Source organism: Streptococcus sp. CF7_Ac1-12 (assembly GCF_024295905.1).
Taxonomy (GTDB): domain Bacteria; phylum Bacillota; class Bacilli; order Lactobacillales; family Streptococcaceae; genus Streptococcus; species Streptococcus mitis_AP.
The window spans coordinates 103413-117738 of the sequence record NZ_JANCPG010000004.1 but is presented as its reverse complement, the minus strand read 5'-3'; the positions used below and the strand labels follow the sequence as shown (position 1 = coordinate 117738).

Sequence of the window (14326 nt, the reverse complement as noted above, 5' to 3'; positions counted from 1 at the left end):
CACTTTCTTCCTTATTCTACTAGGCTATTGCCCAAGTTTGTGATACAATAGGTAGAAACAATATTTTTAAAAAGGAGAAAAGACACATGCACATTTTTGATGAGCTAAAAGAGCGTGGTTTGATTTTTCAAACGACTGATGAAGAAGCTTTGCGTAAAGCCCTAGAAGAAGGTCAAGTTTCTTATTATACTGGCTACGATCCAACTGCTGACAGCCTTCACCTAGGCCACCTTGTCGCAATCTTGACAAGTCGTCGCTTGCAGCTAGCAGGTCACAAACCTTATGCGCTCGTTGGCGGTGCTACAGGTCTCATCGGAGATCCGTCCTTCAAAGATGCTGAACGTAGTCTCCAAACAAAAGACACAGTAGATGGCTGGGTCAAGTCTATCCAAGGACAACTTTCTCGTTTTCTTGACTTTGAAAATGGTGAAAACAAGGCTGTCATGGTCAACAACTACGACTGGTTTGGCAGCATCAGCTTCATTGACTTCCTCCGTGATATCGGAAAATACTTCACTGTCAACTACATGATGAGTAAGGAGTCTGTGAAAAAACGGATTGAAACGGGAATTTCATACACTGAGTTTGCCTACCAAATCATGCAAGGTTACGACTTCTTCGTCCTTAACCAAGACCACAACGTAACGCTTCAAATCGGTGGTTCTGACCAGTGGGGAAATATGACAGCTGGTACTGAATTGCTTCGTCGTAAGGCTGACAAGACAGGCCACGTTATCACTGTTCCATTGATCACAGATGCAACTGGTAAAAAATTTGGTAAATCAGAAGGAAACGCAGTCTGGCTCAATCCTGAAAAGACTTCTCCATATGAAATGTACCAATTCTGGATGAACGTTATGGACGCTGACGCTGTTCGCTTCTTGAAAATCTTTACTTTCTTGTCACTTGATGAGATTGAAGAAATCCGTAAACAATTTGAAGTGGCTCCACACGAACGCTTGGCGCAAAAAGTCTTGGCTCGTGAAGTTGTTACACTTGTTCACGGCGAAGAATCTTACAAAGAAGCCCTCAACATCACTGAGCAACTCTTTGCGGGAAACATCAAAAACCTTTCTGTCAAAGAACTCAAACAAGGACTTCGTGGAGTACCAAACTACCAAGTACAAGCAGACGAAAACCACAATATCGTGGAACTCCTCGTGGCATCTGGTGTGGTCAACTCAAAACGCCAAGCCCGTGAAGACGTCCAAAACGGAGCTATCTACGTCAACGGTGACCGCATCCAAGATCTAGACTATGTCTTGAGTGATGCTGATAAGTTAGAGAACGAACTGACTGTTATCCGTCGCGGTAAGAAGAAATACTTTGTATTGACTTACTAAACTATTCAACATTTATCTATAAACAAAGGAGTTACCCTCGAGAAAGGTAACTCCTTTTTGCTGTTAATAACTCTCATCTATCTATTTTTAATAGACAGGCTACGCAGTACAATGCGCAAGGTTGTTAGATTATGTAAGATAGAGAGATTTGAAGGGCTGAGCCAGTTAAACAAGCCAAAGCCAATCAAACTACTATTTACGACAACGGTATCTTGAATATTCTTCTTGATGAGTGTTTGCAAAGATGATGATAGCGAATCCAACTCTTGGAAGAAATCCAAGCGATTATCTAACAATAAGATATCACTCATCTGCTTAGAAATATCTGCACTCTCATTCATCACCACACCGATATCTGATAGGGTTAGAGCAGCTGAGTCATTCAAGCCATCTCCAACCATCAAAATAGTGTGACCTGCTTTCTGCAGTTCCTCTACTAACTCAAATTTCCCATCAGGTTTCAAGTCTGTATAGACCTGATCAAAGGGCAAATCTTTGACTAATTCCTCTGTTCTAACCAAGGTGTCCCCTGTTGCCAGAATCAATTTTTTCCCTTGTGCCTTAAGTTTCTCCAAGGATGCTTTTGCTTCTTTTCTCAAAGGAGTATGAATGCAGAACATTCCAATCAATTCATTCTGATAAGCCAAGAATAAGAGATTGTAGTGACTCTTGTACTCTTCAATTAAAGCATTTTGTTCTGAACTGATATGAATCTGCTCATCCTGCATCAAAACATAATTCCCAATAAGAACTGGTTGGCCATCTATATGAGATTTGATCCCCTTGCTTGCGATATATTGGAGTTTCCCATGCATTTCCTCATGTTCAATCCCCTCTATCTCAGCTTGCTTGACGATGGCATTAGCAATAGGATGATAAATATGTTCCTCAAGACAGGCACTGATTCTGAGAATATCTTCCTCACTATAGTCCCCAAAAGGTAACACCTTTTCAACTATCGGATAGCTAGTTGTGATTGTTCCCGTCTTATCAAACAAGAAAGTATCAACTTCCAGATATTTCTCCAGAACATCTCCATCCTTAATCACCATTTCACGATTCAACCCCTCCTTGATAGCTGTCAAATAAGCTACAGGAGTAGAGATTTTCAAAGCGCAGGAGAAATCGACCAATAGGAAAGAGATAGCCTTAGAAAAAGAACCTGTTAATAGGTAAGTCAGCCCAGCCCCCAAGAAATTATATTTGACGACCTTGTCCGCCATCTTGATGAAATAGCGTTGTTTCGTTTTCTTGTTTTCTTCAGATTTCTTCATCAACTCAATCAGTTGTAAAATCCGGCTGTTCATCTGATTATCGGTTACACGAATGCGTAACTCTCCAGTTTCTAATACTGTATTTGCACAAACCAAATCAGACTCTCTTTTTTCAACTGGAAAACTCTCTCCCGTCAAGGAACTTTCGTTGACCATACCTAAACCTGAAACTACTTGTCCATCAAACAGAATTTCATTTCCTTGAGATAAGATCAAGACATCTCCTATTTGAACATCGGAACTCTTGATACTAACAACCATATCGTCCTGTACTAGGAATACATCGCTCTCTTTTGCAAGAAGACTTTGTTCTAAATCTGTTGCAGTTTTTTTCAAGGACCACTGATCTAAATGATTCCCCAAATCAAGCATAAACATGATATTGCTAGCCGTCTTGGATTGGTTCATAAACAAGGACAATAAAATCGCCGAACAGTCCAAGACCTCCATCGTTAGTTCCTTACGTGCTAGTGTTTGATAGGCTTCTCTAATATAGCCAAAAGCCTGATAACAAGTCCATATATAGCGAATAGGATACGGCACAAAACTACGAAAAAGTATACGCTTAATCGCTGCACCTGAAACAATAGAATAAGCACTCTCTTCTCTACGAATGGGAAGAGTCATCAACTCAGAAACTTTCCCTTTATCAATTCTTTTTAAAAAGGCTTCTGCATTATCTAATACAGAAAAGCCTTCTTTTATGCGTAGAGTAAAGTGCTGTTGATCCATGTAAAACTGGATGGACTCAATCCCCTTTTCATCTCTCGCCAAGGAACGAAGATAGTCTTGAATATCCAAGGTGAGTGAAAAAGAAGATGATAGTCGGATATGTTGGTATCCTCTATGTAGCACCTTAAAAGACATATTATTCCCCTATAAGGCTATCTAATTGCTCTTCTTTTTTTTCTTGCTCGTACAAATATTTGGCATCTTGCAAGACATCATCTCCATGTTGCTTCACAACAGAAACAGATGCATCTAGCTCGTCTTTTAACTTATAAGCCTTAGCCAAAGCTTTAGAATAACCTTTTTTAGCTTCCTTACTTGCCAAGATTTTCAAACCAAGGGTACCAAATGCGACACCACCCAAAAAGAGTGATGATTTTTTCGCAACTTTTGCGACGGTTAATACTTCTTTTAACATACTTATTTCCTCCTTATCATTATTATATAGCAATTTAGATATAAAAGCAATTTCATTCTATAAATTGGAGAATTAGTTTTATTTCTACTGAATCTCCCATCTACTTATTCCTAAGGTTGCTTTCAGTTGTCTCTTTTGATACACTTAAACTATGAATACAAATCTCAAACCCAAACTTCAGCGTTTTGCTTCTGCGACTGCCTTTGCCTGTCCTATCTGTCAAGAAAATCTGACTCTGTTAGAAACTAGTCTCAAGTGCTGCAACCGCCATTCTTTTGACTTAGCAAAATTTGGCTATGTCAATCTAGCACCTCAAATCAAGCAATCTGCCAACTACAACAAGGAAAACTTTCAAAACCGCCAACAAATCCTAGAAGCTGGATTTTATCAAGCTATTTTAGAGGTCGTCTCTGATTTACTTTCAAACTCAAAAAATGCCAAAACAATTTTAGATATCGGTTGTGGTGAAGGATTCTATTCTCGCAAGCTTCAAGAAAGGAATCCTGACAAAACCTTCTATGCCTTTGACATCTCCAAAGATTCAGTCCAAATCGCTGCCAAGAGCGAACCCAACTGGGCAGTCAATTGGTTCGTTGGCGACTTGGCACGACTTCCTATAAAAGACGCTAGTATGGATATCCTGCTCGATATCTTCTCACCTGCCAACTATGGAGAATTTCGTCGCGTCTTATCCAAAGATGGTGTCTTGATAAAGGTCATCCCAACGGAAAATCACCTCAAGGAAATACGCCAGAAGGTACAAGACCAGCTGACAAAGAAGGACTATTCCAATCAAGATGTCAAGGAACATTTCCAAGAAAACTTTACCATCCTATCTAGCCAAACTGCCTCTCTGACCAAACCTATCACAGCAGAGCAACTCCATGCCCTACTCAGCATGACCCCTCTACTCTTTCATGTCGACCAGAGTAAGATTGACTGGAGCGACTTGACAGAGATTACCATTGAGGCTGAAATACTTGTTGGGAAAGCATTGTAAACTAGACTTCGCAAAAGTAGAAAACTTACTGAGAATCTTCAATATTACGAAAACGCATAAGAACAGGCGCTTAAACCTTAATCTTATGCGTTTTGTTATAGTTTCCATACATATTAAGTGGAAATCTTTGAAATCAGTTCTCTTAATAACCATTGAATACCATATAGTACATTTACCCCAAATATGATATAGGCCGTATAAATCAAGTATTTCGATTTCTCCCGTCTCAAAGAATAGATCTTGTACAAGATAAACAAATTTAAAATAATAAATAATAGAGACAAAATCTTCCTCCAAAAATCAATCCTAAAGGTACACAGCCAAGCATAGCCCTAAACTTTATTTTCGATTCGAGATAACAAACTTATCAATAAATAGCAAGTGAAATAAGGCGAGTGTAATTCCCAATAAGCAACCATGATAAGAGATTTCTTGATGGGTAAGGGGAAAAAGAGTATTATTACCCGCCAAGAGGCATGTCAAAATCACAAATAGTATCCAAAATAAATCAGTCCATTTATATTTTGAAAAATATTTTTTCCACATAAAAACACCTTCTTTCCTATAATCATATTATAATACTTCGTGTAAGCGTATGCAAGGGATATGAAGTAATCAACTACGAAGAAACATGAGGATGAAAAAACAATAAAAGCCTCATTTCTATGCGTTTAAGCTATCTATGATTTCTCTCTATTTTTAGACAGGATTGACCCAAATCCACAGTATTCAAATAAAGAGGCAAAAAAGCGAATTTCAACCGAAACTCGCTTTTTTACAAGATGTATTAGTATAAATTTGTATCTTAGTCTAAGTGCCAGATATCTTCGTTGTACTGAGCGATTGTACGGTCAGATGAGAAGAATCCTGCTTTAGAGATGTTAACGATGACTTTATCCAACCATGCGTCACGGTCTTCATAGTCAGCCAACATTTGCTCTTTAACCTTGATGTAGTCTTCCAAGTCAAGAAGAGTCATGAACCAGTCTTTGTTGATCAATTCATTGTAAAGACGTTCCAAGCGTTCTTTGTTTCCAGCTGCAAGAACTGCATCGCTAACGATGAAGTCAACCAATGGTTTGATAGCTTCACGAGCGTAGAATTCGCTTGATTTGTATGCTGCTTTATCGTAAAGGTCGATAACAGTTTCTGAATCTTCACCGAAGATGTAGATGTTTTCATCTCCAACCAACTCAGCGATTTCCACATTAGCACCGTCCATAGTACCAAGAGTCAAAGCTCCGTTCAACATGAATTTCATGTTACCAGTACCTGAAGCTTCTTTAGAAGCAAGTGAGATTTGCTCTGAGATGTCACATGCTGGGATAAGGAAGCTTGCTGCAGTAACGTTGTAGTTTTCAACCATAACTACTTGCAAGTGTGGAGCTACTGCTGGATCGTTAGCAATAACTTCTGACATGCAAAGGATCAAGTGGATGATGTCTTGAGCGATTGTGTAGGCTGGAGCTGCTTTACCACCAAAGAAGATTGTGATTGGGCGAGCAGGGATGTTACCAGCTTTGATGTCAAGGTATTTGTGGATTACATACAAAGCGTTCATTTGTTGGCGTTTGTACTCGTGAAGACGTTTGATTTGGATATCAAAGATAGAGTTTGTATTGATTTCCACACCTTGATGTTCTTTCAAGTGACGAGCCAATTTACGTTTGTTGTGAGCCTTGATGCTTTCCAATTTTTCTTTGACAGCTGCTTTATCTTCATAAGACAAGAGTTTTTCAAGCTCATCTGCTTCATGGTGCCAACCTTCTCCAATAATCTCATCCAAGTAGTGAGACAGTCTTGGGTTGGCATGCATGAGCCAACGACGGAAAGTGATACCGTTTGTTTTGTTGTTGAATTTTTCTGGGTAAAGGTCGTAGAAGGCTTTCAACTCAGAGTTCTTCAAGATTTCAGTGTGGAGTGCTGCTACCCCGTTAACACTGTATCCGTAGTGGATATCCATGTGGGCCATGTGAACACGTCCACTCTCGTCGATAATTTGAACAGCTGGATCTTTGTACTCTGCTTTCACACGACGGTCCAATTCTTCGATGATTGGTACCAAGTGAGGAACCACTTCTTGCAAGAATTCAAGAGGCCATTTTTCAAGAGCTTCAGCAAGGATTGTGTGGTTAGTGTAGGCAGTCATGCTACGAACGATTGAGATTGCTTCGTCAAGCTCGATACCACGTGCAGTCAAAAGACGGATCAATTCAGGGATAACCATTGATGGGTGAGTATCGTTGATTTGTACAACTGCGTAGTCAGCAAGGTCATGCAAGTTGCTTCCTTTTTCGATTGCTTCGTCGATAATCAATTGCGCACCGTTTGAAACCATGAAGTATTGTTGGAAGATACGGAGCAATTCACCTTGACGGTCACTATCATCTGGGTAAAGGAAAAGAGTCAAGTTGCGAGCGATATCTGTCTTGTCAAAGTTGATACCGTCTTTAATGATAGAAGAATCAACTGAATCCAAGTCAAACAAACGCAAGCGGTTTTTAGTTGCTGTCTCATAACCAGTAACATCGATATCATAAAGAGTTGATGTCAAAGTAAAGTCTGCAAATGGCACTTGGTAGCTACGGCTTGAGCGAACCAACCAGTTTTGCTCTGTCAACCATGCATTTGGAATTGTTTCTTGTTGGTTGTTTTTAAGAACTTGTTGGAATAGACCAAAGTGGTAGTTAAGACCAACACCGTCACCGTTCAAACCAAGAGTAGCAATTGAGTCGATAAAGCAGGCAGCCAAACGTCCCAAACCACCATTACCAAGAGATGGTTCCAATTCAACTTCTTCTACTTCGATCAAGTCTTTACCTGCAGCTGCAAGTTCTTTTTTTACATCGTCGTAAAGACCAAGGTTGATCAAGTTGTTTGACAAGAGTTTACCAATCAAGAACTCAGCTGAGATATAGTAAACTTTTTTCTTACCAGTGTTAACTGGTTTTTGGCTACTTGCAAGCTTGCTGTAGTTAAGAAGAGCCAGGTAAAGCTCTTCATTGCTACATTCTGCAATGGTTTTATTGTAACGATTTTGTACAAATTCTTGTAGTGATAACATGTTTAAGGTGTCTCCTGATGTTGTATTATTTCTTTAATTCTACCAAATTTTCATTAATTCGTCGATAGATTGTTGTCAAGTCAAGCAAACCTTCCTCGACAGCTGGTGTCAATTGATCTTCAGTCATACGCCAAGACCAGTTTCCACCAAGGGTAGATGGGAAGTTCATACGAGCTGTCTCATCCAATTCTAGCAAATCTTGCATGGTTGCAATTGCCATGAAGCTAACTGATGAAAAGACTGTACGAAGCATAGCGTGTGGCACTGTTTCGTATTCTTTACGGTTAGTATAGCGAGCCATGTACTCACGAGTCTCATCATCAATCTCGTTACGGTACCAACCAAGGACCGTATTGTTATCGTGTGTTCCTGTGTACATTACTGAGTTAGCAGGTGCCAAGTGTGGGCTATCGATGCTTTCGTCTTCTGGGTTGAAAGCAAATTGAAGAATCTTCATTCCTGGGAAGCCAGTACGTTCACGCAATTCGATAACTTCGTCTGTCATGAAACCAAGGTCTTCGGCGATGATGTTTAGCTCGCCAAGTTCTTCCTTAACGGCTGCAAAAAGCTTGTAGCCAGGACCTTTCACCCACTCACCAGGTGCCGCTGTATCGGAACCAGCAGGGATTTCCCAGTAAGATTCGAAACCACGGAAGTGGTCGATACGAACGATATCGTAGATTTTGAAGCTTTCACGCAAGCGTTCAATCCACCATTTGTAGCCGTCTTTGTCCATTGCTTCCCAGTCATAGATTGGGTTACCCCAAAGCTGACCAGTTGCAGAAAATTCATCTGGTGGGCATCCTGCGATGCAAGTCGCCTTACCGTTGACATCTGTCTTGAAGAGATGTGGATTTGCCCACATATCGCTTGAATCTTCCGCTACATAGATTGGCATGTCCCCAACGATTTCGATGTGGTTGTCATTAGCGTATGCTTTCAATTTCAACCATTGTTGGAAAAAGAAGTATTGAGTCACACGGTGGTAAACCAACTTGTCTGATAATTCCTCACGGTAGCTTTCAAGTGCTGAAGCTTTACGAGCACGAGCATCTGCATCTGGCCATTCAGTCCAAGCAAGATTGTCAAAATGCTCTTTGATAGCCATATACTCTGCAAAGAGTTCAAGCCATGATTGGTTGTCTTGAGCAAATTTCTCAAAATCTTTAACATCTCCTACTTCCAAGAAACGTTTTACCGCTTTTTCTAAAAGAGGACGACGTGCATAGTAGATTTTCGCATAATCAACTTCAGACGCATCGCTACCAAAGTCAACCCCTTCAAGGTCACTTGTTTCCAACAAACCTTGCTCCACCAAGATATCTAAATCGATAAAATGAGTGTTCCCTGCGAAAGCTGAGAAAGATTGGTAAGGAGAATCTCCGTAACTAGTTGTTCCTAATGGAAGGATTTGCCAGTAACGTTGTTTCGTGCGAACCAAGAAATCAACGAAGTCGTAAGCACTCTGACCAAATGATCCGATTCCGTAAGCTCCTGGGAGAGAAGAGATGTGCATCAACACACCACTTTGACGTTTTTTCATAAACAACACCTCGTGTATTTGTAGTTTAATTTTTCATTTTTTGGACGCAAACGTTTGCGTTAATATAAGTATACTTCATTTTTGGAATAATTGCAAGCGGTTTTAAAAAAACTTTTTGATTATTTTTTAAAAAAACTTGTCCTTATTTATGTATACATATACATTTTTTCTTTTCTATTTGCAAAATCTTCTTCAACTACAAATAGAAGGGGCAACTTAGTCTACTTTTGGTCTAGAGCAATTTATTTTTTGTTCAAAATTTAGGCAATCGTTTCCCTAAATAATTTCAGTAAAATCGTGAAAATATATTTTCTGACTTTTCTTCTATTATAAACAAATAAAACGCTTACCATTTTCGTGAAATTTTTTTAAAATTTTTACAAAAAACACTTGCAACCGTTTTCTATTTGTGCTATACTAGTGCCATAAAGGAAAACGTTTGCGTTTCCTCATTATAAAATTTGTTATTCTTTAGGAGGAATACACTATGTCATCTAAATTCATGAAAAGCGCTGCGGTGCTTGGAACTGTTACACTTGCTAGCTTACTTTTGGTAGCTTGCGGAAGCAAAACTGCTGATAAGCCTGCTGACTCTGGTTCATCTGAAGCGAAAGAAATCACTCTTTACGTCGAAGACCAATACAAAGCTTTTGCTGAAACAGTTGCTAAAGCTTATGAAAAAGAATCAGGAACAAAAGTTAACATCAAATCTGGTGACCAACTTGGTGGTCTTGACAAACTTTCTCTTGACAACCAATCAGGTCAAGCTGCTGACGTTATGATGGCTCCATACGACCGTGTAGGTAGCCTTGGTACTGACGGACAACTTTCAGAAGTGAAATTGAGTGACGGCGCTAAAACAGATGATAAAACTAAATCTCTTGTAACAGCTGCTGACGGTAAAGTTTACGGTGCTCCTGCCGTTATCGAGTCACTTGTTATGTACTACAACAAAGACTTGGTAAAAGAAGCTCCAAAAACTTTTGCTGACTTAGAAAACCTTGCTAAAGATAGCAAATATGCCTTCGCTGGAGAAGATGGAAAAACTTCTGCTTTCCTAGCTGACTGGACAAACTTCTACTATGCATACGGACTTCTTGCTGGTAACGGTGCTTACGTATTCGGACAAAACGGTAAAGATGCTAAAGACATCGGTCTTGCAAACGACGGTTCTATCGCAGGTATCAACTACGCTAAATCTTGGTATGAAAAATGGCCTAAAGGTATGCAAGATGGTACAGCTGCTGGAAACTTAATCCAAACTCAATTCCAAGAAGGTAAAACAGCTGCTATCATTGATGGACCTTGGAAAGCTCAAGCATTCAAAGATGCTAAAGTAAACTACGGTGTTGCAACTATCCCAACTCTTCCAAACGGAAAAGACTACGCAGCATTCGGTGGTGGTAAAGCTTGGATCATCCCATCAAGCACTAAGAACCTTGAAGGAGCACAAAAATTTGTAGACTTCCTTGTTTCAACTGAACAACAAAAAGCCTTCTACGATGCAACTAACGAAATCCCAGCTAATACTGAAGCTCGTTCATACGCTGAAGGTAAAAACGATGAGTTGACAACAGCTGTTATCAAACAGTTCAAGAACGCTCAACCAATGCCAAACATCTCTCAAATGTCTGCAGTTTGGGAACCAGCTGCTAACATGCTCTTTGACTCTGTAAGCGGTAAGAAAGATGCTAAAACAGCTGCTAACGATGCTGTAACATTGATCAAAGAAACAATCAAACAAAAATTTGGTGAATAAAAAATTTGTTCAAGGGGGGTGGAATTCAAATCCCCCTTTGAATTTATCAATAGAAACATAAATAGTTTAGGTTTTATCTAAAAACCAGTATTCTATGAAAGGAGTTATTATGGAAAAGCAACAACCTAGTAAAGCAGCCCTGCTGTCTATCATTCCTGGGTTAGGACAGATTTACAATAAACAAAAAGCAAAAGGTTTTATCTTCCTTGGTGTAACCCTTGTATTCGTCCTTTACTTCCTAGCACTTGCAGCCCCTGAATTGAGCAATCTCATCACTCTTGGTGACAAGCCAGGTCGTGATAATTCCCTCTTTATGCTGATTCGTGGTGCCTTCCATTTAATCTTTGTAGTCGTTTATGTACTCTTTTATTTCGCAAATATCAAAGATGCACATACAATTGCAAAACGTATTAACAATGGAATTCCCGTTCCACGTACCTTCAAAGACATGATCAAAGGGATTTATGAAAATGGCTTCCCTTACCTCTTGATCATTCCATCTTATGTTGCCATGACCTTCGCGATTATCTTCCCAGTTATCGTAACCTTGATGATCGCCTTCACAAACTATGACTTCCAACACTTGCCACCAAACAAATTGTTGGACTGGGTTGGTTTGACCAACTTTACAAACATCTGGAGCTTGAGTACCTTCCGTTCAGCCTTTGGTGCCGTTCTTTCTTGGACCATCATCTGGGCTTTGGCAGCTTCTACTTTACAGATCGTCATCGGTATCTTCACCGCTATCATTGCTAACCAACCATTTATCAAAGGAAAACGTATCTTTGGTGTTATTTTCCTTCTTCCTTGGGCTGTTCCAGCTTTCATCACTATCTTGACATTCTCAAACATGTTTAACGATAGTGTCGGAGCTATCAACACTCAAGTATTGCCAATCTTGGCTAAATTCCTTCCTTTCCTTGATGGGGCTCTTATTCCTTGGAAAACAGACCCAACTTGGACTAAGATTGCCTTGATTATGATGCAAGGTTGGCTTGGATTCCCATACATCTACGTTTTGACATTGGGTATCTTGCAATCTATTCCTAACGACCTTTACGAAGCAGCTTATATTGACGGTGCCAATGCTTGGCAAAAATTCCGCAACATCACTTTCCCAATGATCTTGGCTGTTGCTGCGCCTACTTTGATTAGTCAATACACCTTCAACTTTAACAACTTCTCTATCATGTACCTCTTCAATGCTGGAGGACCTGGTAGTGTCGGTGGTGGAGCTGGTTCAACCGATATCTTGATTTCATGGATCTACCGTTTGACAACAGGTACATCTCCTCAATACTCAATGGCGGCAGCTGTTACCTTGATTATCTCTATCATTGTCATCTCAATCTCTATGATCGCATTCAAGAAACTACACGCATTTGATATGGAGGACGTCTAAGATGAATAACTCAATTAAACTCAAACGTAGACTGACTCAAACCCTTACATACCTTTACCTGATTGGTCTCTCAATTGTGATTATCTATCCACTGTTGATTACCATTATGTCAGCCTTCAAGACTGGTAACGTAGTAGCCTTTAAACTAGACAGCAACGTCGACTTTAGTTTTGCTAACTTCCAAGGACTCTTCTCTGAAACCTTGTACGGTACTTGGTACCTCAACACTTTGATTATCGCCTTGATTACTATGGCTGTTCAAACAAGTATCATCGTACTTGCTGGCTATGCCTACAGCCGTTACAACTTCTTGGCTCGTAAACAAAGTTTGGTTTTCTTCTTGATTATCCAAATGGTGCCAACCATGGCCGCTTTGACAGCCTTCTTCGTTATGGCGCTTATGTTGAACGCCCTTAACCACAGCTGGTTCCTCATCTTCCTATACGTTGGTGGAGGTATCCCGATGAATGCTTGGCTCATGAAAGGCTACTTCGATACAGTACCAATGTCTCTAGACGAATCTGCAAAACTAGACGGTGCAGGACACTTCCGCCGCTTCTGGCAAATTGTTCTTCCACTTGTTCGCCCAATGGTTGCCGTACAAGCTCTCTGGGCCTTCATGGGACCTTTCGGGGACTACATCCTCTCTAGTTTCTTGCTTCGTGAGAAAGAATACTTTACTGTTGCCGTTGGTCTCCAAACCTTCGTTAACAATGCGAAAAACATGAAGATTGCCTACTTCTCAGCAGGTGCTATCCTCATCGCTCTTCCAATCTGTATTCTCTTCTTCTTCCTACAAAAGAACTTTGTTTCAGGACTTACAAGTGGTGGCGACAAGGGATAATATATCCCCGCCACCCTTTTTCATTTTGGATCTTGTGACTATAAAACTATCCTTGCAACAAGCAATTTTTCTCCTAGACTTGAAATAAAGCGCATTTCTCTATATAATAATACTCATATAGAAAACACCTTTTAGAAAGATACCTATGCTTCCATATCCATTTTCCTATTTTTCAAGTATTTGGGGATTTCGTAAGCCCCTATCCAAACGTTTCGGGCTCAACTGGTTTCAACTGCTCTTTACCAGCATCTTCCTGATCAGCTTGTCTATGGTACCCATTGCCATCCAAAACAGCTCCCAGGAAACTTATCCGCTAGAAACCTTTATCGATAATGTCTATGAACCATTGACAGATGAGGTTGTCCAGGATCTCTCTGAACATGCTACAATTGTTGATGGTAAATTAACTTATACAGGAACAGCTAGTCAAGCCCCTTCTCTTTTAATCGGTCCAAGTCAAAGCAAGGAATTACCGAAGGATTTGCAACTGCATTTCGATACGAATGAGCTAGTCATCAGCAAGGAAAGCAAGGAACTGACCCGGGTCTCTTACCGAGCGATTGAGACTGAGAGTTTCAAAAGTAAAGACAGCTTGACCCAAGCAATTTCTAAAGACTGGTACCAGCAGAATCGTGTCTATATCAGTCTCTTCCTAGTTCTCGGTGCTAGCTTCCTCTTTGGTTTGAATTTCTTTATCGTCTCTCTGGGGGCTAGTCTTCTCCTTTATATCACTAAGAAATCACGCCTCTTTTCATTTAGAACCTTTAAAGAGTGCTACCATTTTATCTTGAACTGTTTAGGATTACCAACTCTGATTACGCTTATTTTGGGATTATTTGGCCAAAATATGACAACTCTCATCACTGTACAAAACATTCTTTTTGTTCTGTATCTGGTCACTATTTTTTATAAAACGCATTTCCGTGATCCAGATTACCATAAATAGGAGA

11 protein-coding genes are annotated in these 14326 nt (G+C 40.0%); 6 read left to right on the top strand and 5 right to left on the bottom strand.

Going from position 1 to position 14326, the window contains the following annotated elements; genetic code table 11:
• Positions 1 to 86 precede the first annotated feature (86 nt).
• Entirely contained in the window at positions 87 to 1343 is a 1257-nt protein-coding gene (tyrS, locus tag NMM17_RS03410) for a tyrosine--tRNA ligase (protein WP_254753841.1), read from the top strand.
• Between the two features lie 77 nt (positions 1344 to 1420).
• Here tyrS and NMM17_RS03405 read toward each other — a convergent pair whose 3' ends face one another.
• Positions 1421 to 3484 (bottom strand): heavy metal translocating P-type ATPase, encoded by a 2064-nt coding sequence (locus NMM17_RS03405; protein WP_254753840.1) that lies wholly within the window; start codon positions 3482 to 3484, stop codon positions 1421 to 1423.
• A 1-nt stretch (position 3485) separates the two neighbouring features.
• Entirely contained in the window at positions 3486 to 3764 is a 279-nt protein-coding gene (locus NMM17_RS03400) for a DUF6110 family protein (protein ID WP_000910909.1), read from the bottom strand.
• Positions 3765 to 3915: 151 nt separating this feature from the next.
• On the opposite strand from NMM17_RS03400, the gene NMM17_RS03395 reads away from it, so the two are divergent.
• A complete protein-coding gene (locus NMM17_RS03395) occupies positions 3916 to 4764 on the top strand; it encodes a putative RNA methyltransferase (RefSeq protein ID WP_254753839.1) in 849 nt (282 codons plus the stop codon).
• Positions 4765 to 5103: 339 nt separating this feature from the next.
• Here NMM17_RS03395 and NMM17_RS03390 read toward each other — a convergent pair whose 3' ends face one another.
• The 3 genes from NMM17_RS03390 to malQ form a co-directional block, all read right to left on the bottom strand.
• Positions 5104 to 5310, bottom strand: a complete 207-nt coding sequence (locus tag NMM17_RS03390; protein ID WP_238096478.1) for a hypothetical protein — start codon at positions 5308 to 5310, stop codon at positions 5104 to 5106.
• A gap of 259 nt (positions 5311 to 5569) precedes the next feature.
• A complete protein-coding gene (gene glgP / locus NMM17_RS03385; protein ID WP_254753838.1) occupies positions 5570 to 7828 on the bottom strand; it encodes a glycogen/starch/alpha-glucan family phosphorylase in 2259 nt (752 codons plus the stop codon).
• A 25-nt stretch (positions 7829 to 7853) separates the two neighbouring features.
• Positions 7854 to 9371: a 4-alpha-glucanotransferase gene (gene malQ, locus NMM17_RS03380; RefSeq protein WP_254753837.1), complete on the bottom strand. Its 1518-nt coding sequence runs from the start codon at positions 9369 to 9371 to the stop codon at positions 7854 to 7856.
• Positions 9372 to 9858: 487 nt separating this feature from the next.
• Here malQ and NMM17_RS03375 point away from each other — a divergent pair, with 487 nt between their 5' ends.
• The 4 genes from NMM17_RS03375 to NMM17_RS03360 all read left to right on the top strand — a co-directional run bounded on the left by NMM17_RS03375 (position 9859) and on the right by NMM17_RS03360 (position 14322).
• On the top strand, positions 9859 to 11130 hold the full coding sequence (locus tag NMM17_RS03375; protein WP_254753836.1) for an extracellular solute-binding protein: 1272 nt from the start codon (positions 9859 to 9861) through the stop codon (positions 11128 to 11130).
• A gap of 109 nt (positions 11131 to 11239) precedes the next feature.
• Entirely contained in the window at positions 11240 to 12532 is a 1293-nt protein-coding gene (locus NMM17_RS03370) for a carbohydrate ABC transporter permease (protein WP_254753835.1), read from the top strand.
• 1 nt (position 12533) lies between these two features.
• Positions 12534 to 13376, top strand: a complete 843-nt coding sequence (locus NMM17_RS03365; protein ID WP_084891159.1) for a sugar ABC transporter permease — start codon at positions 12534 to 12536, stop codon at positions 13374 to 13376.
• A gap of 145 nt (positions 13377 to 13521) precedes the next feature.
• Entirely contained in the window at positions 13522 to 14322 is an 801-nt protein-coding gene (locus tag NMM17_RS03360) for a DUF1189 domain-containing protein (RefSeq protein ID WP_254753834.1), read from the top strand.
• Positions 14323 to 14326 lie beyond the last annotated feature (4 nt).